The sequence below is a fragment of the Nocardioides sp. genome, from assembly GCF_035503875.1.
Classification (GTDB): Bacteria; Actinomycetota; Actinomycetes; order Propionibacteriales; family Nocardioidaceae; genus Nocardioides.
In genome coordinates, this window is sequence record NZ_DATJTA010000074.1 from 1 (window position 1) to 21898 (window position 21898).

Consider the following 21898-nt stretch of genomic DNA (forward strand, 5'->3'; position numbering starts at 1 on the left):
GTTGATGAACGCCATCGAAAAGCAGCCCCAGGGCCCGCAGGAGACGAAGACCTTCGGCGGGATCGAGATGATCAAGCAGGCCACGGTCGAACTCTCCTCGATGAACCCCGCCCCCTACAGCGTCAACAAGGTGAGCCGCCATACGGTGTTCGTCTTCAACGCCGGGGAAGAGATCTACGAACTCATCGATCCCGACGGACGGCGCTGGGTCATGCAGACCTTCAGCCAGGTCGCGGACCCCAACCTGTCGCGAGCGGACCTGCCCGGGCTCGCCGGCCGGCTGAAATTGCCCGAAGGGTGGACCTACCAGCCGCGCGTGCTCGACGAGACGCTGCGGGTGGACACCACGACCCGCCCCGCCCACGTCACGCAGGACGACCTGACGAACAGCTACTCGCTCGAGTTCGACCCCGAAACCGACTGAGCCCTACAGGTATTGGCCCAGGTTGGATTCGGTGTCGATGGCCCGCGACGCGCTCGACGACTTGCCGGTGACCAGGGTGCGAATGTAGACGATCCGCTCACCCTTCTTGCCCGAAATCCGCGCCCAGTCATCGGGGTTGGTGGTGTTGGGCAGGTCCTCGTTCTCGGCGAACTCGTCGACGATCGAGTCGAGCAGGTGCTGGATCCGCAGACCCGACTGGCCCGACTCCAGCACCGACTTGATCGCGTTCTTCTTCGCGCGGTCCACGACGTTCTGAATCATCGCGCCGGAGTTGAAGTCCTTGAAGTACATGACCTCTTTGTCGCCGTTGGCGTAGGTGACTTCCAGGAAACGGTTGTCGTCGATCTCGGCGTACATCCGGTCGACGACCTTCTCGATCATCGCCCTTAGGCACAACGAGCGGTCGCCGTCGAACTCCGCGAGGTCGTCGGCGTGCACCGGCAGCCCCTCGGTCAGGTACTTGGAGAAGATGTCCTGCGCCGATTCGGCGTCCGGGCGCTCGATCTTGATCTTTACGTCGAGGCGGCCGGGCCGCAGGATCGCGGGGTCGATCATGTCCTCGCGGTTGGAGGCACCGATCACCAGGACGTTCTCCAGGAGCTCCACGCCGTCGATCTCGCTGAGCAGCTGCGGGACGATGGTGTTCTCGACGTCCGAGGAGACGCCCGAGCCACGGGTGCGGAACAACGAGTCCATCTCGTCGAAGAACACGATCACCGGCGTACCGCTGCTGGCCTTCTCGCGCGCGCGTTGGAAGACCAGCCGGATGTGGCGCTCGGTCTCCCCGACGTACTTGTTGAGCAGCTCGGGACCCTTGATGTTGAGGAAGTACGACTTCCCCTCCTGGCCGGTCTTGGCCGCGACCTTCTTGGCGAGACTGTTCGCGACGGCCTTGGCGATCAGGGTCTTGCCGCAACCCGGAGGGCCGTAGAGCAGCACGCCCTTCGGCGGCTTCAGCTGGTGCTCCTTGAACAGCTCGGGGTGGAGGTACGGGAGCTCGACCGCGTCCTGGATCTGCTCGATCTGGCCGCGCAGTCCACCGATGGACTCGTAGGCGATGTCGGGGACCTCTTCGAGGACCAGCTCCTCGACCTCCGACTTCGGGACCTTCTCGTAGACGTAGCCGGCCCGCGAGTCGAGGAGGAGGGAATCCCCCGCGCGGATGGTGTCGTTGCGCAGCGGCTCGGCGAGACGGACGACGCGCTCCTCGTCAGCGTTGGCGATGACGAGCGCCCGAGCCCCGTCAGCGAGCAGCTCCTTGAACATCACCACCTCGCCGACCTCCTCGTAGGCGAGGGCGGCGACCACGTTGAGCGCCTCGTTGAGCATGACCTCTTGGCCACGCCGCAGCGAGTCGAGCTCGACGGTGGGACTGACGTTCACCCGGAGCTTGCGGCCACCGGTGAACACGTCGACGGAGTCGTCGTCATTGCGCTGGAGGAAGGTGCCGAAGCCCGCCGGCGGCTGCGCCAGCCGGTCGACCTCCTCCTTCAGCTTCATGATCTGGTCGCGCGCCTCGCGCAACGTCTGGGCGAGCCGCTCGTTCTGGCTCGTGACCGCCGCGAGAGACCGCTGGGCGTCCGCCAGGCGCAACTCGAGGGCGCGGGAGCCGCCCGGACCCTCGGAGAGCCGGCGCCGGAGGTCGCCGACCTCGGACTCCAGGAAACGCACCTGGTGAAGGAGCTCCTCAGCGCTCGCGCCACCGGAGTTGGACTCTGTGCCGTACGGGCCGTCTGCAGTCATGTCAGCGCACCTCCTGTGTGTCTGCGACCCTACCCGCGAGCGGGGACAACGGAAGGGCACCGCCCACGGTGTTGATCACGATTTGGCACCGGGTCGGGTGCCGCGCGGGTTGCGGCCGGTGTTGCCGTTTGGTCACCAACGGCAACACCGGAGGCGTCAGCGATGCCGTTGGTGACCAAACGGCAAGGCGTTCAGGCTTCCGGCTCCTCAACAGGAACACCGGGCGGGCGGGGGCCGGTGTAGTCCGGGCCGTAGGCGCCGGGAGCCGGGCGGCGCTTCTTCAGCGGCGGACGCTGACCGGGAGCCATCCGGCGGGCGGTGACCAGGAACGCCGTGTGGCCGATCATCTTGTGGCCCGGGCGCACCGCGAGCCCCTCGACGTGCCAGTCGCGCACCAGCGACTCCCAGGGCTGGGGCTCGGTGAAGCCGCCGTGGAGGCGGACCGTCTCCACGAAGCGGGAGAGCTGGGTGGTGGTGGCGACGTACGCGCACACGATCCCGCCGGGGCGCAGCGCGTCGGCGGCGGCATCCAGGCACTCCCAGGGGGCGAGCATGTCGAGGATGATGCGGTCGACCCGCTCACCCGAGGCGGGGAGCGCCTCGGCGAGGTCGCCGAGGGTCAGCTGCCAGGCGGGGTGGTCACCGCCGAAGAACTGGGTGACGTTGCGTCGCGCGACGTCCGCGAACTCCTCGCGACGCTCGTACGAGGACACCCGACCGGAGGGTCCGACGGCGCGCAGGAGTGAGCAGGTGAGGGCGCCCGAGCCGACGCCGGCCTCGACGACGTGCGCGCCGGGGAAGATGTCGGCCATCGCGACGATCTGCGCCGCGTCCTTCGGGTACACCACGGCCGCACCGCGGGGCATCGAGACGACGAACTCGGACAGGAGCGGGCGGAAGATGAGGTACTCACCGCCGGCGGAGGAGACGAGGGTGAAGCCCTCGTCCCGGCCGATCATGTCGTCGTGTTCGAGGTGGCCACGGCTGGAGAAGAACCGCTTCCCCGGCACGAGCTCGAAGTTGTGTCGCCGGCCCTTCTGGTCGACCAGGCGCACCCACTCCCCGGCCCGGAGGGGGCCACGGTGCACGCCCGACCACGCCTCGGGTGCGACGTCGGGGTCTACGGGACGGTCGGCGGGCTGATCGGCACTCTCGGACACGACCGAGAACCCTAGTGGGCGGCCTCGCGGAACGCCCGATCGACGTCGGCGGTCGCGAGTACGCCGTACACGGAGCCATCCTCCTCGACGAGGAGGTACTCCGCCGCAGGCGTGCGGTTGATCGCCATCACCAGCTCCTCGCCACCGATCCCGACGGGCAGCTGCAGGCCCGGGACCAGCGAGCGGGCGACAGCTGAGACGGGCACCCACGGACGCCGCTCGACAGGTGTCGCGAGCAGCGCCGCCTCGTTGACCACGCCCACCGGCTGTCCGGCCGTCGTGACCGTGACGATCCCTCCGGCCTCCGCGTCCTGCGCGCGGCGTACCGCCTCGGCGAGCGGGAGGTCGGCGGGCACCGCGAGGGTACGGCGGGCGAGGTTGCGCGCCACGAGCGCCGGAAGACGCCGGCGGACCTTGGCCCCGGTGATGGCGGCGGTCGACCCGGACCAGAGGAACATGGCCACGATCAGGGCGAGCGCGAAGTCGAGCAGGTCGGGCGTGACACCGAGGAGCGGCTCCTGGAACAGCGGCCAGGACAGCGCGGCCAGGGCGGTGACACGCCCGCCCCAGCCGGCGACGACGGTGCCGCGATGCTGGTCACCGCTGGCGCCCCACACGGCGGCCTTCAGGACCCGGCCGCCGTCCAGCGGCAGGCCCGGAATCAGGTTGAGTACGCCGACCAGGAGGTTCGCGCCGGCCAGCCCCTCCAGTCCGAGGCGGATGAGGCCCTCGGGTTCGGTGAGCAGCGCCGCGAAAGCCGCGATCCCGACCGCCAGCGAGGTGAGGGGTCCGACGACGGCGATCCAGAACTCCTGGCGGGGCGTCTTGGCCTCGCCCTCCACGGAGGTCATCCCGCCGAGGAAGTGCAGCGTGATCGAGTTGACCGGGAAGCCGAGCCGTCGGGCGACCACGGCGTGCGACGCCTCGTGGAGCAGCACGGAGAGATAGAGGATGACCGCGAACGCGAACCCGGCGACGTACTTGCCGGCGCCCAACCCCGGAGAGACCTGCTCGACACGCGGTGCCATGACGACGGCGATCAGGCCGGCGACCAGGAACCACGAGGAGCTCACCAGGACGTCGCTGCCCGCGATCGTGCCGACCTTGAACGTGCCCGGGGGGCGAGGTTGTTGCTCCGACACCCGTCGAGGCTATCCGACGGGTCGGACTGTCCGTGGCGTCGCCTAGGGTGCGGCAGGTGAGCGTGGACCAGGAATCCCCCGCGGATCGGGTCTCGACCCCGGTCGACGGTGTCGAGGTCCTGGGCGCGCTGTCCCCGAGCCGGGCAGGCGACTTCCTGACCTGCCCGCTCCTCTACCGGTTCCGCACGGTCGACCGGCTGCCCGAGCCCCCCTCGCCCGATGCGGTCCGCGGCACCGTCGTGCACAAGGTTCTCGAGGACCTGTTCGACCTTCCGGCCGAGCAGCGCACGCCGGAGCGGGCCGGCCAGATGGTGCTGCCGGCCTGGGAGCGACTCGTCGAGCTGGAGCCCGAGGTCGCGGACATGCTCGGCGACGAGGGACCCGACGTGACGGCGTGGCTGGCGTCCTGCGCGACCGTCCTCGAGCGCTACTTCACGCTGGAGGATCCCCAGCGGCTCGAGCCCGCGGAGCGCGAGCTGTACGTCGAGAGCCTCCTGGACTCGAAACTGCTCCTGCGGGGCTTCGTCGACCGGGTCGACATCGCCCCCGACGGAGCGATCCGCCTGGTCGACTACAAGACCGGTCGGGCGCCGGCGCCGGGGTTCGAGGCGAAGGCGCTCTTCCAGATGAGGTTCTACGCACTCGTCGTCTGGCGCACTCGAGGCGTCGTCCCGGCCATGCTGAGGCTGGTCTATCTCGGCGACGGGGAGATCATCAGCTACGTCCCCGACGAGCAGGACCTACTGGCGACCGAGCGGAAGGTCGAGGCCATCTGGCGGGCCATCCGCACCGCCGAGGAGACCGGCGAATGGCTGCCGCACCGCAGCAGGCTGTGCGGCTGGTGCGCCCACCAGGCGATCTGCCCCGAGTTCGGAGGCACTCCCCCGCCGCTGCCCGCGCCAGAGCTTCCGGCCGATGTGGCGCTGCCCGAGACGCCCTGAGTCACCTCAGGCCGGCGAGCGGGCGAAGAGCATCAAGAATCCGCACCGGGCGCAGCGGTTCGCCTCGATCGTGAACCGCTGCTTGCCCAGCCGGCGCGCTCCTCCGAAGAGACCCCGCTCCAACGGACCCGGGATCCAGCGCGCATAGCCCTGGGACGACTCTCCGGCGTCCTCGACGAACCCGGGCTCCAGGGACTCCGCTCCACAGGCGCTGCACGCGGGTTCCGCGGGCGTCGAGGGTACGGACTCGTAGCTGCTCATGCCGCCGATCCTGCCCGGTTTGGGCGCAGTCCGGGGCCGGAACGCTGACCTGCCGGGTTCACCGGATCCGCATTGCACCGAGGTCGGCCGGCGCGAGTCCCTCCAGGCTGTCACGGAAGACGCGGCGCGGGCCGTCGAGGATCGGTACGTGGTTCTCCACGACCAGCACGGTGCAGCCCGCCGCCTCGGCCGACTTCGCACCGGTGTTGGAGTCCTCGATCGCCACACAGTCCTCGGGACGTACGCCGAGCGCGGCTGCCGCGGTGAGGTACGGCTCCGGATGCGGCTTGCCGAACTCCACCTGGTCGCCGGTGACGATCACGCGGAACGTCTCCGGCGGCAGCTGGGCCAGGATCGGCGCGACGAAGCGCTCGTACGACATCGTCACGAGGGCACACCGGACCCCGGACTCGGCCAGGGCCTGGAGCAGCTCCCGCGCCCCCGGTCGCCACGGCACCTCGTCCTCGACGCGCGACACGACTCCGTCGAGCAGCCGATCGACGATCTCCTCCGGCGGCAGCGGGACCCCCATGTGCTCCTTGATGTAGCGAGCGGAGTCGATCAACGAATTGCCGACCAGGTTCATGGCGTGCGCCGTCGACCAGGTGCCGCCGTACTCGTCGGCGAGCGCGTGCTCGGTATCGATCCAGTACGGCTCGGTGTCCACCAGGGTGCCGTCCATGTCCCAGAGGACGGCGGCGGGCAGGTCTCCCGGGGGTGCCGTTTGGTCACCAACGGCACTCCCGGGGGCGGATTCCGTGCCGTTGGTGACCAAACGGCACCCCTCGGCAGCAGCAGACGGCTCAGTCATCCGGGTCGTAGCCCAGGTTCGGGGAGAGCCACTTCTCGGCCTCGGCGAGCGTCCAGCCCTTGCGCTCGGCGTACGACGCCACCTGGTCGCGACCGAGGCGTCCGACGACGAAGTACTGCGACTCGGGGTGGCTGAAGTACCAGCCGGACACCGAGGCGCCGGGCCACATCGCCATCGACTCGGTCAGCTCGATGCCGGTCGCCGCCGTGACGTCGAGCAGGTCCCACAGGGTCCGCTTCTCGGTGTGGTCGGGGCAGGCGGGGTAGCCGGGGGCGGGGCGGATGCCGACGTACTTCTCGGCGATCAGGTCCTCGTTGGACAGCTCCTCCGAGCCGACGTGCCCCCAGAACTCCGTGCGCACGCGTTGGTGCAGACGCTCGGCGAAGGCCTCGGCGAGGCGGTCGGCGAGCGACTCGATGAGGATCGCGTTGTAGTCGTCGAGGTCGTCCTTGAACGCTTGCACCCGCTCCGGGAGCCCGATGCCGGCCGTGACGGCGAACGCCCCGACGTGGTCGGCGAGACCGGTCGACGCGGGGGCGACGTAGTCGCCGAGCGAGCGGTTGGGGATGCCGGCGCGGTGCTTGCCCTGCTGGCGCAGGTGGTGGAGACGGGTCAGCTCGGTCGTGCGCGCGTCGTCGGTGTACAGCACGGTGTCGTCGCCCTCCCCCGCGGCCGGGAAGAAGCCGAAGACCGCGCGGGCGGTGAGCCACTTCTCGGCGATGATCCGGTCGAGCATCTCCTGGGCGTCGTCGTACAGCTTGCGCGCGGCCTCGCCCGACGTGGGGCTGTTGAGGATGTCGGGGAACTTGCCCTTCATCTCCCAGGCGTTGAAGAACGGCTGCCAGTCGATGTACTCGCGTAGCTCGGCGATGTCGTAGCCGTCGAGCACGTGCACGCCCGGGTCCCGCGGCGCGGTCGGGGTGTACGACGACCAGTCGATCGGCGAGGCGTTCGCGACGGCGTCGGCGTACGACAGCTGCGGCCGGTCGCTCTTGGCGGCGTGCCGGGTGCGCAGCGAGTCGTAGTCGGCCTTCAGATCGGTGAGCAGCTTCTCGCGACGCGTCTCGTGAAGCAGCGCCGCGGCGGTCGGCACCGAGCGCGAGGCGTCCTTCACCCAGACCACCGGGCCGTCGTACTTCGGGTCGACCTTGACGGCGGTGTGGGCGCGCGAGGTCGTGGCACCGCCGATCAACAGCGGGATCTCCATCCCAAGGCGCTGCATCTCGCTGGCCATGGTGACCATCTCGTCCAGCGACGGGGTGATCAGGCCGGACAGGCCGATGATGTCGGCGCCGACCTCCTGGGCGGTGTCGAGGATCTTCTGCGTGGGGACCATCACGCCGAGGTCGATCACCTCGTAGTTGTTGCACTGCAGCACCACACCGACGATGTTCTTGCCGATGTCGTGGACGTCGCCCTTCACGGTCGCCATCACGATGGTGCCGTTGGTGTCCTTCTGGGTGGCGAGGGCGGGGTTGGCCACCTTCTCCTGCTCGATGAAGGGGATCAGGTAGGCGACGGCCTTCTTCATCACCCGGGCGGACTTCACCACCTGCGGGAGGAACATCTTGCCCGCGCCGAACAGGTCGCCGACGACGTCCATGCCGTCCATCAGCGGACCCTCGATGACCTCGATCGGCCGGCCGCCGCGGGCCGCGATCTCCTGGCGGAGCTCCTCGGTGTCGCCCTCGACGTAGGCGTCGAGGCCCTTGACCAGCGCGTGCGTGATCCGTTCCCCGACGGGCAGCGTGCGCCACTCCTCGGTGGCCGCCTCGACCTCGGCGCCCTTCTTGTTGTGGGCCTCCGCGATCTCCAGCAGTCGCTCGGCAGCGTCCGGGCGCCGGTTGAGGATGACGTCCTCGATCCGGTCGCGCAGCTCGGGCTCCACCTCGCTGTAGGGCACCAGCGCCCCCGCGTTGACGATGCCCATGTCGAGACCGGCCTCGACGGCGTGGAAGAGGAACACCGCGTGGATGGCCTCGCGCACCGGGTTGTTGCCCCGGAAGGAGAAGCTCACGTTGGAGATGCCGCCGCTGACCTTGGCACCGGGCAGGTTGGCCTTGATCCAGCGGGTCGCCTCGATGAAGTCGAGGCCGTACGACGCGTGCTCCTCGATGCCGGTCGCGACCGCGAAGACGTTAGGGTCGAAGATGATGTCCTCGGCAGGGAACCCGACCTCGTCGACGAGGATCCGGTACGCGCGCTCGCAGATCTGCTTGCGACGCTCGATGTTGTCGGCCTGGCCGTCCTCGTCGAAGGCCATCACGACCGCGGCCGCGCCGTACCTCTTGACCAGGCGGGCCTGCTCGCGGAACGTCTCCTCCCCCTCCTTCATGGAGATGGAGTTGACGATGGCCTTGCCCTGGACGTTCTTCAGACCGGCCTCGATCACCTCCCACTTGGAGGAGTCGACCATCACCGGCACGCGGCTGATGTCGGGTTCGCTGGCGATGAGCTTGGTGAAGCGGTCCATGGCCGCGACGCCGTCGATCATGCCCTCGTCCATGTTGACGTCGATGACCTGCGCGCCGTTCTCGACCTGCTGGGCGGCGATCGACAGCGCGGTGTCGTAGTCGCCGGCCTTGATCAGGTTGCGGAACTTGGCCGAGCCGGTGATGTTGGTGCGCTCGCCGATGTTCACGAAGAGGCTGTCCTCGGTCACCGTGAACGGCTCCAGCCCGGACAGGCGCATAGCCGGTACGACGACCGACGGCTCGCGGCGCTGCTTGCCCGCGACCTCCCGCGCGATCGCGGCGATGTGGTCGGGCGTCGTGCCGCAGCAGCCGCCGACCAGGTTCACGAACCCGGCGTCGGCGAACTCCGCGACCACCGCCGCGGTCTCGTCGGGAGCCTCGTCGTACTCGCCGAAGGCGTTGGGCAAGCCGGCGTTGGGGTAGCAGGACACGAACGAGTCGGCGACCCGCGCCATCTCGGCGATGTAGGGGCGCATCTCCTTGGCCCCGAGCGCGCAGTTGAGGCCGACGGCGAGCGGCTCGACGTGGCGCACGGACGCCCAGAACGCCTCGGTCACCTGGCCCGACAGCGTGCGGCCGGAGGCGTCGGTGATGGTGCCGGAGATGATCACCGGCCAGCGACGTCCACGCTCCTCGAAGAGCGCCTCGACCGCGAAGATCGCGGCCTTGGCGTTCAGGGTGTCGAAGATCGTCTCGATCATGATCAGGTCGGAGCCGCCGTCGACCAGACCGCCGGTCGACTCGAGGTACGCCGCCACCAGCTCGTCGTACGAGACGTTGCGGGCTCCGGGGTCGTTGACGTCCGGTGAGATGGATGCGGTCCGGGTGGTCGGGCCGAGCGCTCCGGCGACGTACCGGGGCTTCTCCGGCGTCGCGACCTCGTCGGCCACCTCCCGCGCCAGGCGGGCGGCCGCGAAGTTCAGCTCGTAGGCGAGGTCCTGCATGCCGTAGTCGGCGAGCGAGACCGCGTTCGCGTTGAACGTGTTGGTCTCGATGATGTCGGCGCCGGCCTCGAGGTACTCGCGGTGGATGCCCGCGATGATGTCGGGCTGCGTCAGGGTGAGCAGGTCGTTGTTGCCCTGCAGGTCGCTGGGCCAGTCGGCGAAGCGCTCCCCGCGGTAGCCGGCCTCGTCGGGACGGTCCCGCTGGATCGCCGTACCCATCGCGCCGTCGAGGACCATGATCCGCTCGCGCAGTGTCTCGGTCAGCGCCTGCGTGCAGTCGGGGCGCGGCCGGGCCTCGAACCGGGTGTCGTCACTCTGACCACTCACGGTGACTCCTCTCGGGCCGGGTGCGAACGGCTGTTCTCCACCCTAGGAACCAATGTCCACGTGGTGGACGGTCTTCTCAGATCGTGACACCTCCCCGGGAGCCGGGCGAAATCCCGGGCCGTGACTAGGCTGGACGGGTGATCGAGATCGAGGAAGCCCCGGACCTGGTCGACCCCGTGGTGATCGCCGCCTTCGAGGGCTGGAACGACGCCGCGGACGCGGCCTCGTCCGTGGTCGACCACCTGATGAAGGTCTGGAACGCCCGCGTCGTCGGGGCCATCGATCCCGAGGACTTCTACGACTTCCAGGTCAACCGTCCCGTCGTGGGCAGCGACGAGCACGGGCACCGCCGCCTCACCTGGCCCAGCACCCAGATCGCGATCGCCAGCCCGCCCGACCTCGACCGCGACGTCATCCTGCTGCGCGGGATCGAGCCGAACATGCGCTGGCGCCAGTTCTGCGCCGAGCTCCTCGCCGCCTGCGACGAGCTCGGCGGCGAGCTCGTCATCACCCTCGGCGCCCTGCTCGCCGACACCCCGCACACCCGACCGATCCCCGTCACCGGCACCGCGACCGAGGTCGAGCTCGTCGACCGCCTGAAACTGGAGCAGTCGACGTACGAGGGACCGACCGGCATCGTCGGCGTCTTCCAGGACGCCTGCGTGCGTCTCGACATCCCGGCGGTGTCGTACTGGGCGGCCGTCCCCCACTACGTCGCCCAGCCGCCGTGCCCCAAGGCGACACTGGCGCTCATCGGCCAGCTGGAGGACCTGCTCGAGGTCAGCATCCCGCTCGGCGACCTCCCCGAGGACGCCCGTGCCTGGGAGCGCGGCGTCGACGAGCTCGCCGAGGAGGACGAGGACGTCGCCGACTACGTGCGTGCGCTGGAGGAGACCCGCGACACCACCGACCTCCCCGAGGCGTCGGGTGAGGCGATCGCGCGGGAGTTCGAGCGGTACCTGAAGCGGCGGCAGGACGAGGGCTGATCCCTCACCGGTCGGTGTTGCCGTTTGGTCACCAACGGCAACCCTGAGCCGCCAGAACTGCCGTTGGTGACCAAACGGCAGCCACTCTGAACGCGTTCAGGCGGGCAGCCCGAAGGTCAGAGCGCGAGGCCCAGGGCTGCGTCGAGGACCGCGTGTACGGCGAGGGCGGCGTCGGGGTCGCTGGTGTCGGCGAGACCGTCGGTGCCGAGGGTGGCGCTGACCCAGGCGTCCACGGCGGCGACGGCGCGGGGGGCGTCGAGGTCGTCGGCGAGGGCGGCAAGCACCTCGGTGACCACCGGGGCCGAGGCTGCGCCGGCGCCGAGGGCGAGGGCGCGGCGCCAGTCGGCGAGGGCGTCGACGGCGTCCCAGAGCTCGGCGTCGGTCCACTCCCAGTCGGAGCGGTAGTGGTGCCGCAGGAGCGCGAGCCGGATGGCCATCGGGTCCACGTCGCTGTTGCGGAGCGCGGAGACGAAGACCAGGTTGCCCCGCGACTTCGACATCTTCTCGCCGTCGTACGCGACCATCCCTGCGTGGGCGTAGACCTGCGCGAAGGGCGTGCCGGGCACGGCCACCTGGGCGTGGCCGGCGCACATCTCGTGGTGCGGGAAGACCAGGTCGCTGCCGCCGCCCTGGACGTCGAAGTTGCCGCCGAGGTGGTGCATCGCGATGGCCGCGCACTCGATGTGCCAGCCGGGTCGGCCGGGACCGAACGGGCTGGGCCAGGACGGCTCACCCTCCCGGGCGCCACGCCACAGCACGCAGTCGAGCGGGTCCTTCTTCCCCGGGGTCTCCGGGTCGCCGCCGCGCTCGGGGAAGATCCGGAGCATCTCCTCGCGGTCCAGGCCCGACTCGGCGCCGAAGGCGGGGTCGGCGGTCACCGACATGTAGAGGTCCTGGTCGACCCGGTAGACCGCGCCGGCGGCCTGGAGCCGCTCGATGAGCTCGACGGCCAGCGGGATCGACTCCACGGCGCCGACGTAGTGAGCGGGCGGCAGCACCCGCAGCGCCGTCATGTCCTGGCGGAACAGCTCGGTCTCGCGCTCGGCCAGCTCGACCCAGTCCACCTTGACCTTGGTCGCGCGCTCCAGCAGCGGGTCGTCGACGTCGGTGACGTTCTGCACGTAGGTGACCTCGTGGCCGGCGTTGCGCCAGGCCCGGTTGAGCAGGTCGAACCCGAGGTACGTCGCGGCGTGGCCGAGGTGGGTGGCGTCGTACGGCGTGATGCCGCAGACGTAGAGCCGCGCCGGGCCGTCGGGACGGGTCGTGACCCGCCCACCGCTCGCCGTGTCGTGGAGCGACACGGGCGGACCCGCCACCGGCAGGGAAGGGATCTCCGGGGAGGGCCAGGCACGCATGCCTGAACTCTAGAGGAGGCCCGTCAGAACGGCGGCCACGGGATGGCGGGGTACTCACCGCGCGGCGCCGGCATCACGCCGTGCTCGGCCAGTCGGCGGCACCGGCGAGCGAACGCGTCGATCTCCCGGTCGGTCAGCAGCGGCGCCAACGCGTCGCCGAGCTCGCCCCGGACGGACTCCCCCAACGCGCGCACGGCCTCGAGCTCGTCGTCGAGGAGCGGCTCGCCCAGCCAGCCCCACAGGACGGTCCGCAGCTTGTGCTCGGCGTGGAAGGCGATGCCGTGGTCGACGCCGTACCGGTGTCCCCCGGCCATCGCCAGCACGTGCCCACCCTTGCGGTCGGCGTTGTTGACGACCACGTCGAAGACCGCCATCCGGCGCAGCGGCACGCTGTCCTCGTGCACCAGCGAGACCGGCAGGTCCCGCCCGTCGATCCCGTCGAAGACGTGCCGCCAGCCGGGCGGCACCTGTCCCTCCGGCACCAGGATCACGGCGTCCTGGCCGCCGTCGACCTCCTGCCAGCGCTGCACCATGCCCCAGCCGTGCGGGCCGTCGCGCAGCCAGGTCTGGGGTACGACGTCCCAGCCGAGCGCCTCGGAGACGAGGTACGCCGCCCGCTCCCGCCCGGCCAGGTCGCCGTCGGGGAAGTCCCACAGCGGTCGCTCGCCGGCGACCGGCTTGTAGACGACCTCGAGGGGGCCGTCCTCGGCGGCGATGGTGCCGAGGAACGTCGCGTTGGAGGCGGGCATGATCCGCCCGGTGAGGACCAGCTCCCCCTCGAGCAGGTCCGTCGCCGGCTGCGTCACGGGTCCCGTCTGCGGAAGCCGTTGGCCCGGACGCACAGGTGCCCGTCGGGGTCGATGGGGTTGCCGCAGAACGGGCAGCTGGGACGCCCGGCGTCCAGCACCTGCGCGCTGCGCTTGACGAAGGCCCGGGCCGCGCCCGGGGTGAGGCGCACGACGAGGACCTCGTCGGGCTCCGGCTCGATGATCTCCTCGTCGAGCTGGTCGGGGGTCACGACCGCGGCCTCGCTGAACGGGAACACCTCGATCACGACGCGCTCGTCGGCGGGATCCCACGACAGGGTCATCGTGCCCGCGCGGAACTCCTCCTCGATCGGCTGCTCCAGCGGAGCGGTGTCGTCGAGCCCGAGCGGCGCCACGGCCGGGATGACCGTCGCCAGCTCGTCGCTGGACATCACGTCGTCGAGCAGCTCGTCGACCCGCTCGGCCAGGGCCGCGACCTGCTGCTTCTCCAGGGCGACGCTCACCAGCCGGGCACCGCTGCGCGCCTGCAGGAAGAAGGTCCGGGAGCCGGGCGGACCGACCGTGCCGGTGACGAAGCGCTCCGGCGGGTCGAAGCCGTGGACGAGAGGCATGTGACTCACCCTATGACCGCGCCCCTGAGGCCGGAACAGGGCCGGCCCCACCGCCCACCGCCGCGTCGGAGGTACGCCGGCGCCGGCCGCGCTTGGCGCCCTTCGGCGGAGCCAGCCAGCCCAGATCCCCGTCGTGGGTGTTGGTGGCGAGCACGTAGGGCCTGGTCTCGGTGTAGCGGACGATCGAGACCGACGCCGGGTCGACGTTGAGGCGCTGGAAGAGGTCGAGGTGCATGCCGAGCGCGTCCGCGAGCACCGACTTGATGATGTCGCCGTGGCTGACGGCGACCCAGACCGCGCCGGGGCCGTGCTCGGCCTCGAACGCCGCGTCGAGGCGGCGTACCGCCGACACCGACCGGGCCTGCATCTGGGTCATCGACTCCCCACCGGGGAAGGTCGCGGCCGAGGGCTGCGACTGGACGACCTGCCAGAGCTTCTCCTTGGCCAGCTCGCGCAGGGGCCGCCCCTGCCACTCGCCGTAGTCGCACTCGGTGATGCCCCTCTCGACCTGGGTCGCCGGCTCCCCCGCCTGGTGGGCGAGGAGCGCGCGGGCGGTCTGGCGGCAGCGTTCGAGCGGGCTGGTGACGACGGCCGTGAGCGGGACGGCCGCGAGCCGTACGCCGGTGCGGTCCGCCTGGGCTCGGCCCGTCTCGTCGAGTCGCACGCCGGCCGTGCGCCCGGCGAGCATCCCGGAGGCGTTCGCCGTGGTCCTGCCGTGCCGGACGAGGATGACCGTTGCCATGTCGCGGACTGTAGCGGGACGCACCCGGCGCTAGCGTGGCTTCGTGATCGTCGACAGCGCGCTGTACCAGGCCGGCGCCCGGGTGGACCTCCACTGCGCTCCCGGCGACTTCGGCCGCCTCCGCGCCGGGGTCGAGAACCCCGGCGACTTCGTCTGGCTCGGCCTCTTCCAGCCCAGCCGGGAGGAGCTCGACGAGGTGGCCGCGGCGTTCGGGCTGCACGCGCTGGCCGTGGAGGACGCCGTACAGGCTCATCAGCGGCCCAAGCTGGAGCGTTACGCCGACAGCCTGTTCCTCGTCCTGAAGACCCTCTGGTACGTCGACGAGGAGGACGCGGTCGAGACCGGGGAGATCAACATCTTCCTGGGGACGGACTTCGTGGTGACGGTCCGGCACGGCGAGGGCTCGCAGCTGCACAGCGCTCGAGCGCACCTCGAAGCCGAGCCGCACCTGCTCGCACACGGTCCGGGCGCGGTGATGTACGCCGCGTGCGACACCGTCGTCGACGGCTACCTCGACGTGATGGGCGAGCTCGAGACCGACGTCGACGAGGTCGAGACCTCGGTCTTCTCCCCCGAGCGCACCCAGGACTCGGCCCGGATCTACACGCTGAAGCGCGAGCTGGCGGAGGTACGGCGGGCGGTCCAGCCGCTGCGCGATCCGCTGCGGCGTCTCGTGTCGGGCGAGGTGCCGGTGATCCACGAGGACGCCCGGCCGTTCTTCCGCGACGTCCTCGACCACGTCACCCAGGCACAGGAGATCGGCGAGAACCTCGAGTCGCTGCTGTCCTCGGCCTTCGACGCCCACCTGGCCCGCATCTCCGTGCAGCAGAACGACGACATGCGCAAGATCTCGGCCGGTGCGGCGCTGGTCGTGGTCCCGACGCTGATCGCCGGGATCTACGGCATGAACTTCGAGCACATGCCCGAGCTGGGTTGGACGTTCGGCTATCCGCTCGTCCTGCTGCTGATGGCCTCCGTGTCCGCCGGGCTGTGGATCTGGTTCAAGAAGTCGGGCTGGTTGTAGCCCGCTGCCGGCTCAGGCGTTCAGGACGCCGGTGGCCACGAGCGTGAGGGTCAGCGCGCCCAGACCGATCCGGTAGATCACGAACGGCGTGTACGACTTCGTCGAGACATAGCGCAGCAGCCACGCGATCGCGGCGTACCCGATGACGAAGGAGACGAGCGTCGCGACGATCGTGGGACCCCAGCCGTAGGTGTTGTCCCCGTGCGGGATCTCCTTGAGCTCGAAGAGCCCGGCACCAACGACGGCCGGGATGGCGAGCAGGAACGCGTAGCGGGTGGCCGCCTCGCGCTCGTAGCCGAGGAAGCGGCCCATCGAGATCGTCGCGCCGGAGCGAGACACGCCGGGCACCAGCGCGCACGCCTGGGCGAGACCCATCAGGATCGCGTCGCGCAGGCTCATGTTCTTGATCGTCTTGTTGCTGCGGCTGATTTTGTCGGCGATGCCGAGGATGATGCCGAGCACGATGAGCGTGGTGCCGATGATCCACAGGCTGCGGAAGTCCTCCTCGATCACGTCCTTCAACGCGATGCCGAGGAGCACGATCGGCAGCGAGCCGATGATGATGAACCAGCCCATCCGGGCGTCGAAGTGGCCGCGGTACTCCGGTTTGAACAGCGACTTCAGCCACATCGACCCGATGCGCCAGATGTCGTGCCGGAAGTAGATGAGCACCGCCAGCTCGGTGCCGATCTGGATGACGGCCGTGAACGCCGCGCCGGGGTCCCCCCACCCGAACATCTCGGGGAAGATCCGCAGGTGCGCGCTGCTGGAGATCGGGAGGAACTCCGTCAGGCCTTGGATGGTGCCGAGGACCAACGCCTCGAGGTAGTCCCACACGAGAGGGGATCCTACGGAGGTTCGGTGGGCGAGCCGACGACACCTGGTGTGGTGTCGGCGACTACCTTGTCGCCATGCAGCACAGGTCGCTGGGCGCCACAGGCCTCAAGGTGTCACGCCTCGGGCTCGGCACGATGACGTGGGGACGAGACACCGACGAGCACGAGGCCCGCGACCAGCTGGTCGCGTTCGCCGAGGCAGGCGGCACCCTGCTCGACACCGCGGCCGGCTACGGCAACGGCGCGTCCGAGGAGCTGATCGGCACGCTGATCGGCGACGTCGTCGCCCGCGACGAGGTGGTCGTCGCGACCAAGGCCGGCATCACCGGCACCCGCGGCGGCGGGCGGTCGTACGACGTCTCCCGCGGTCACCTGCTGACGACCCTCGACGCCTCCCTGCGCCGCCTCGGCGTGGACCACGTCGACCTGTGGCAGGTGCACATCTGGGCCGACGACGTACCCCTGGAGGAGACGCTGACCGCGCTCGACCTCGCGGTGACGTCGGGGCGGGCGTCGTACGTCGGGATCTCTAACTACTCCGGGTGGCAGACCGCCCAGGCCGCGACCTGGCAGCGCGCGGTCCCCGGGCGGGCGGTGCTCGCATCGACGCAGGTGGAGTACTCGCTGCTCAGCCGGTACGTCGAGCACGAGGTGCTCCCCGCCTGCGCCGCGCTAGGGCTCGGCGTACTGCCGTGGTCGCCGCTGGGCCGGGGAGTGCTGACGGGCAAGTACCGCACCGGTACGCCGTCGGACTCGCGCGCCGCCTCGCAGCACTTCTCGTCCTTCGTCGGGACCCACCTCACCGAGCGCTCCGCCGGCATCGTCGAGGCCGTCGCCCGCGCGGCCGAGGGGCTCGGCTGGACGCCGCTGGAGGTCGCGCTCGTGTGGGTCCGCGACCGGCCGGGCGTGACCGCCCCGATCGTCGGCGCCCGGACCGCGGCACAACTGCAGGGCGCCCTCACCGTCGAGGAGCTGACCCTGCCCGCCGAGATCGTCGCCGCGCTCGACGACGTGAGCCGGCCGGACCCGAGCTAGGGCGCCACGATGACACGGGCGCACCGCCGCGCACCCGGGCGCGGCGTGGAGTGGGAGTTCGACAAGGTGACCTTCTCGCGGGAGTTCCCACGAGGCGTGGTCACCAAGCTGCTCGTCGAGCGGGCCGAAGTGGGTGGCTGGGAGCTGGACCGGGTGCGGATCGGGCCCGACGGCACGCGGCGGGTCGTGTTGCGGCGGAAGATCATCCGGGCGGTTCGGACGGCGTAGCTCTTTACTGCCGTTTGGTCACCAACGGCAGTCCTGGCCCGCGAAAGATGCCGTTGGTGACCAAACGGCACCCCTCAACGACGGTGCCAAGACGTCAGACGTCGTCCAGGAACCGGTCGAACACTCGGGCGCCGAACTCCAGGGCGTCGACGGGGACGCGCTCGTCGACGCCGTGGAAGAGGGCCGTGAAGTCGAGGTCGGCGGGGAGCTTGAGCGGGGCGAAGCCGTAGGAGCGCATGCCGAGGCGGCGGAAGTGCTTGGCGTCGGTGCCGGCGCTCATCAGGTACGGCGCGATGATCGCGTCGGGGTCCTCGGCGAGGATCGAACGGTGCATGGCACCGACCAGGTCGCCGTCGTACGGCGTCTCCCAGGGCTGCTGGTGCGAGAGGTGCTCGATCTCGATGCCCTCGCCGACCAGCTCGGCGAGGGTCGCGAAGAACTCGTCCTCGAAGCCCGGGAGGAAGCGGCCGTCGACGTGGGCGGTGGCCTCCGTCGGGATGACGTTCACCTTGTAGCCGGCGCTGAGCATGGTGGGGCTGGTGATGTTGCTGATCGCGGCGCCGAGCATCCGGGCCGCTCCCCCGAACTCCTCGATCAGTGCCGGGGCGTTCTCGGGGGTGGCCTCGACGCCGGCCAGCTCGCCCACCGAGGCCAGCAGGACCTCCATCGTGGGCGTCAGCCGCACCGGCCACTCGTAGGCGCCGATCCGGGCGACGGCGGCGGTCAGGCGCGACACGGCGTTGTCGGGGTTCCGCATCGAGCCGTGGCCGGCCCGGCCGCGGGCGGTGAGCCGCATCCAGGCCATCCCCTTCTCGGCCGCCTCGACGAGGTACATCCGCCGGCCCCGGACCGTCGTCGAGAAGCCGCCGACCTCGCCCACGGCCTCGGTGACGCCTTCGAGCTCCTCGGGGTGGTCGTCGACGATGACCTGGGCGCCCTTGTGCCCGCCCGCCTCCTCGTCGGCGGTGAAGCAGAGCACGATCGGCCGCTCGGGCACCCGGCCGGCGCGCTGCCGCGCCCGGACGACCGAGAGCAGCATCGCGTCGAAGTCCTTCATGTCGACCGCGCCGCGACCCCACACGTAGCCGTCCTGGATCTCGCCGCTGAACGGGTGGACCTGCCAGTCCTCGGCGGCGGCGGGTACGACGTCCAGGTGGCCGTGCAGCAGCAGCCCGTCACCCTCCTGCCCGCCCCATCGGGCGACGAGCGACGTCCGGCCCGGCTCCGACTCGTAGAGGCGCGACTCGATCCCGACCTCGTCGAGCAGCGTGGCGACGTACTCGGCCGCCTTCCGCTCCCCCGGACCGTCCTCGTCCCCGTAGTTCGAGGTGTCCATCCGGATGAGTTCCCGGCACAGCTCGACCACCTCGCCGGCGGGGTCCGCCGAGGCCTCGGGAACGTCGTTCACGGGGGTGTTCGCCATGCCCCCAGCATGACACCCTGCGGACACCGCCCCGATGCGGCGTTTCGGCAGTCCGTTTGCTACCTTTTCTCCGCACTCGTCCGGGTGGCGGAATTGGCAGACGCGCTAGCTTGAGGTGCTAGTGCCCTTTATCGGGCGTGGGGGTTCAAGTCCCCCCTCGGACACAGAAACTGGGGAATCGACTCCCCGGACTTCACGCTGAAGGGCGGCCCACGGGCCGCCCTTCAGCTGCTTCTCCGGGAGGTCTCCGGTCCCGCCGCTGCTCGACATCGAGGGCGGTGGCTCGCCGCTGGCAGACTTCGACCATGGACCCTGATCGGCGGCGTGCTCTCGTAGAGGGGCTGCGGGGGATGTTCCCGGCGGGATCACCGCTGCCTGGTTCCTCGGCGGGCTGGTTCGTCGGGGTCCGCGAGGGCCAGACCGAAGCCGTGTTGCTCTTCAGGTGGGAGTACGACCCGCACCTCTACGGGATCCCCATCGACCTGACCGACACCGGTCACGAGTACTACTACGACGACGACGAGGTGACGAGCGACGAGGAGTGGATGGACTCCGTCGGCCTGGGACTGACGGTCATGCTGGACACCGGCTTCCGCGCCTACGCACGACGACGCCGTGTGGACGACTTCATCGAGCTTCGTGCGGAGGGTGGCTGGCCGTCCGACGGCAGGTTCTACCTCCAGGAGGGCGACCCCGGCCTGGCCTCGGGCCTGCGCAGCGACGGCCTGGACCCGTCGTTGGCCCTATCGCTCCACGCGAGCGGCAGGCTGCTTACCTGGCTGGTGTCGTACGAGAACAACTCGACGGGCCACCCGTACGTAGGCCAGGCCGTCGTCGCCACGGCGGGACCGGGCGAAGCCACGCTTCTGCGACTCGAAACCTCGCCCGGGGTGCCCGCCAGCGTCCGTCTCGACCTCGCCTACTTCGCCGCCCAGGCGGCCGTCGCGAGCGGAGTCCAACGCGTCACGACCCCGCTTCCCGACGAGTTCCTCGACATCGCGGGCTTCCGGACCGCCGACGACGGTCGCTGCCTCGAAGCGCCCTTCCTGGACGCGGACCCCGACGGTGCCGAGTCGCTGATGAGAGCCAGCCTCGACGCAGGCGGCGGGTGGGGCCGCGACCGTGACCTCGGGGGTCGCCACCTTCCGACCACCCGCGTCGGTCGGCTCCTCCACCTCGTGCGTCGTGGGCCTTCCGGACAGTCGGCGAAGCGCCGCTATCGAGTCGGGTGAGCTCTCCCCGCACGAAGCAGGGGCGCGGTCACCAGTGCGGCGGCAGAGAGACCCACTCGACGGTGCATCACCGGTACGCGCAGGGCCTCCGGGTGGGCTCGACACCGACCTGGTGGGTGGCGTCGGGGTCGTTCCACATGGCGTCGAAGCGGTCGGTGTAGCGCCGGTAGACGGCCCGGCCGTTGAGCCGCAGGGTCACCTCGTCGTTGCCGAGGGAGACGCGCGACCAGTTCTCCGAACCGGTCCATACCGCGCGGACGCCGGCGCCGTCGTACGCGCCGCTGACGGTGAAGAACTTGTAGTGGGAGTAGCAGCGGGGGCCGTAGACGATCTTGTCCTCGCTGCCGGTCGAGATCCGGTCCCCGAAGTCCCAGTCGGCCGCCTTGACCGCGATGCCGGCGTTCTGCAGCACCCGGGCGGACGACTCGCCGAGGACGCTGCCGATGACCTTGACCCGACAACCCCGGCGCTGGAGGTCGGCCACCTTGCGCGCGATCTTCTCGCCGCGCTCGCCGTACCAGGCGTAGACGATGATCTTCACGACGGTGCGGCCGTCGATCCCGAAGCCCGCGGGCGCCTGGCAGCCGATCTTGGACAGCCGCTGGATAACGGGATCGCCGCTGCCGGCGCGGGCCGCGCGCACCTCGGTGACGCCGCCGGAGGCCCGGGCGAGCTCGCGTTGGAAGGACACGGAGAGGTCCGGCGAGCTGTAGCCGATGTAGCGCGGCGTCGACTTCCGGTCGCGGACGAGCTGGCGGAAGACGCGGACCCAGGTGCGGAAGAGCCGGCGGTCGTCGCGGATGGTGTAGGCGTCGTTCCACTGGGCGAAGGCGGCGCCATACGTCAGGTTCGCCGAGGACGAGATGATCACGTTCTTCGAGGCGCCGCTCCGGCTGAACGAGTAGATCTTGGTGTGCAGGTTGCCGCCCGGTCCGTTGCGGCACGAGCCCTGGCAGAAGACCAGGAAGCTCGGCCGGTCGCGGCGCTTGCCGAGGACCTTCTGCAGGCGCCGCTGGGTGTTGCTGATGGTGTTGTCGTTGAAGACCATCTGCACGTGCACACCACGCCGGTGCGCCTTGATCAGCAGGTCGGCGACGTCCTTGCGATCCATCGAGTAGCTCGAGATCCGGATCGTGTCGCCGCGCCGGGTGTGCTTGATGGCATCCCGGATCCGCGCCACGATCGCGACCCGTCGCTTCGGACCACCCGTGGGGTCGTTGAAGACCGGCCCCCGCGGCGGCTTCCACCGGCGGCGGGGCGCCAGCGGCGCCGAGACCTTCGCCGCTGCGGGCGTCGCGGCCGGAGCGGAGATCGGAGCGGCGCCCACGGAGCCCGCAGGTACGACGGACAGCACCGTCGCCGTCAGTGCGAGCACGAGCGTCGTCAGGGTCCGGTCTCGCCATCTCGTCAC

Annotated in this window: 20 protein-coding genes and 1 tRNA gene; 8 read left to right on the top strand and 13 right to left on the bottom strand. The window is 70.3% G+C overall.

Annotated elements, in window-relative coordinates:
• On the top strand, window positions 1-424 hold a 424-nt coding region (locus VMF51_RS17145; protein ID WP_325475671.1), incomplete at its 5' end, for a hypothetical protein.
• A 3-nt stretch (window positions 425-427) separates the two neighbouring features.
• Here the strand turns inward: VMF51_RS17145 and arc are convergent.
• From arc to VMF51_RS17160, 3 genes are all read right to left on the bottom strand, one after another.
• Window positions 428-2188, bottom strand: coding sequence for a proteasome ATPase (gene arc / locus VMF51_RS17150; protein WP_325475672.1), 1761 nt, complete (start codon window positions 2186-2188; stop codon window positions 428-430).
• 191 nt (window positions 2189-2379) lie between these two features.
• Window positions 2380-3276, bottom strand: a complete 897-nt coding sequence (locus VMF51_RS17155) for a tRNA (adenine-N1)-methyltransferase (RefSeq protein WP_325475673.1) — start codon at window positions 3274-3276, stop codon at window positions 2380-2382.
• 83 nt (window positions 3277-3359) lie between these two features.
• Complete coding sequence (locus tag VMF51_RS17160) at window positions 3360-4490, bottom strand: site-2 protease family protein (protein ID WP_325475674.1); 1131 nt, start codon at window positions 4488-4490, stop codon at window positions 3360-3362.
• 56 nt (window positions 4491-4546) lie between these two features.
• Here VMF51_RS17160 and VMF51_RS17165 point away from each other — a divergent pair, with 56 nt between their 5' ends.
• On the top strand, window positions 4547-5431 hold the full coding sequence (locus VMF51_RS17165) for a PD-(D/E)XK nuclease family protein (protein ID WP_325475675.1): 885 nt from the start codon (window positions 4547-4549) through the stop codon (window positions 5429-5431).
• Between the two features lie 6 nt (window positions 5432-5437).
• Here VMF51_RS17165 and VMF51_RS17170 read toward each other — a convergent pair whose 3' ends face one another.
• From VMF51_RS17170 to metH, 3 genes are read right to left on the bottom strand one after another with little or no spacing between them, the layout of a single operon-like run.
• Complete coding sequence (locus VMF51_RS17170) at window positions 5438-5692, bottom strand: hypothetical protein (RefSeq protein ID WP_325475676.1); 255 nt, start codon at window positions 5690-5692, stop codon at window positions 5438-5440.
• Between the two features lie 58 nt (window positions 5693-5750).
• The gene (locus VMF51_RS17175) at window positions 5751-6467 is read right to left on the bottom strand and encodes an HAD family hydrolase (RefSeq protein ID WP_414689482.1); all 717 of its coding nucleotides are present in this window, start codon (window positions 6465-6467) and stop codon (window positions 5751-5753) included.
• A gap of 28 nt (window positions 6468-6495) precedes the next feature.
• Window positions 6496-10248 (bottom strand): methionine synthase, encoded by a 3753-nt coding sequence (gene metH, locus VMF51_RS17180; protein WP_325475677.1) that lies wholly within the window; start codon window positions 10246-10248, stop codon window positions 6496-6498.
• A 137-nt stretch (window positions 10249-10385) separates the two neighbouring features.
• On the opposite strand from metH, the gene VMF51_RS17185 reads away from it, so the two are divergent.
• Complete coding sequence (locus VMF51_RS17185; RefSeq protein ID WP_325475678.1) at window positions 10386-11234, top strand: PAC2 family protein; 849 nt, start codon at window positions 10386-10388, stop codon at window positions 11232-11234.
• Window positions 11235-11350: 116 nt separating this feature from the next.
• On the opposite strand, the gene mshC is transcribed toward VMF51_RS17185, so the two are convergent.
• The 4 genes from mshC to VMF51_RS17205 are packed head-to-tail and all read right to left on the bottom strand — an operon-like array spanning window position 11351 to window position 14709.
• Window positions 11351-12589 carry a cysteine--1-D-myo-inosityl 2-amino-2-deoxy-alpha-D-glucopyranoside ligase gene (mshC, locus tag VMF51_RS17190; protein ID WP_325475679.1) on the bottom strand — a complete coding sequence of 413 codons (1239 nt, stop codon included), beginning with the start codon at window positions 12587-12589 and terminating at the stop codon, window positions 11351-11353.
• A 23-nt stretch (window positions 12590-12612) separates the two neighbouring features.
• Window positions 12613-13395: an SCO1664 family protein gene (locus tag VMF51_RS17195; protein ID WP_325475680.1), complete on the bottom strand. Its 783-nt coding sequence runs from the start codon at window positions 13393-13395 to the stop codon at window positions 12613-12615.
• A complete protein-coding gene (locus VMF51_RS17200; RefSeq protein WP_325475681.1) occupies window positions 13392-13967 on the bottom strand; it encodes a DUF3090 domain-containing protein in 576 nt (191 codons plus the stop codon). Before VMF51_RS17200 ends, VMF51_RS17195 begins: the two co-directional genes overlap by 4 nt.
• Window positions 13968-13977: 10 nt before the next feature.
• Entirely contained in the window at window positions 13978-14709 is a 732-nt protein-coding gene (locus VMF51_RS17205; protein ID WP_325475682.1) for a histidine phosphatase family protein, read from the bottom strand.
• Window positions 14710-14752: 43 nt separating this feature from the next.
• On the opposite strand from VMF51_RS17205, the gene corA reads away from it, so the two are divergent.
• The gene (corA, locus tag VMF51_RS17210) at window positions 14753-15733 is read left to right on the top strand and encodes a magnesium/cobalt transporter CorA (RefSeq protein ID WP_325475683.1); all 981 of its coding nucleotides are present in this window, start codon (window positions 14753-14755) and stop codon (window positions 15731-15733) included.
• Window positions 15734-15745: 12 nt separating this feature from the next.
• Here the strand turns inward: corA and VMF51_RS17215 are convergent, their stop codons facing one another.
• Complete coding sequence (locus VMF51_RS17215) at window positions 15746-16570, bottom strand: undecaprenyl-diphosphate phosphatase (RefSeq protein ID WP_325475684.1); 825 nt, start codon at window positions 16568-16570, stop codon at window positions 15746-15748.
• 74 nt (window positions 16571-16644) lie between these two features.
• On the opposite strand from VMF51_RS17215, the gene VMF51_RS17220 reads away from it, so the two are divergent.
• Complete coding sequence (locus VMF51_RS17220; protein WP_325475685.1) at window positions 16645-17604, top strand: aldo/keto reductase; 960 nt, start codon at window positions 16645-16647, stop codon at window positions 17602-17604.
• A gap of 9 nt (window positions 17605-17613) precedes the next feature.
• Complete coding sequence (locus tag VMF51_RS17225; protein ID WP_325475686.1) at window positions 17614-17832, top strand: DUF5703 family protein; 219 nt, start codon at window positions 17614-17616, stop codon at window positions 17830-17832.
• Between the two features lie 94 nt (window positions 17833-17926).
• On the opposite strand, the gene VMF51_RS17230 is transcribed toward VMF51_RS17225, so the two are convergent.
• Entirely contained in the window at window positions 17927-19255 is a 1329-nt protein-coding gene (locus VMF51_RS17230; protein WP_325475687.1) for a M20/M25/M40 family metallo-hydrolase, read from the bottom strand.
• Between the two features lie 78 nt (window positions 19256-19333).
• On the opposite strand from VMF51_RS17230, the gene VMF51_RS17235 reads away from it, so the two are divergent.
• Both VMF51_RS17235 and VMF51_RS17240 read left to right on the top strand, forming a co-directional pair.
• Window positions 19334-19419 (top strand) — tRNA-Leu (locus VMF51_RS17235).
• A 264-nt stretch (window positions 19420-19683) separates the two neighbouring features.
• On the top strand, window positions 19684-20487 hold the full coding sequence (locus tag VMF51_RS17240) for a hypothetical protein (RefSeq protein WP_325475688.1): 804 nt from the start codon (window positions 19684-19686) through the stop codon (window positions 20485-20487).
• Window positions 20488-20554: 67 nt separating this feature from the next.
• Here the strand turns inward: VMF51_RS17240 and VMF51_RS17245 are convergent, their stop codons facing one another.
• Entirely contained in the window at window positions 20555-21898 is a 1344-nt protein-coding gene (locus VMF51_RS17245; RefSeq protein WP_325475689.1) for a phospholipase D-like domain-containing protein, read from the bottom strand.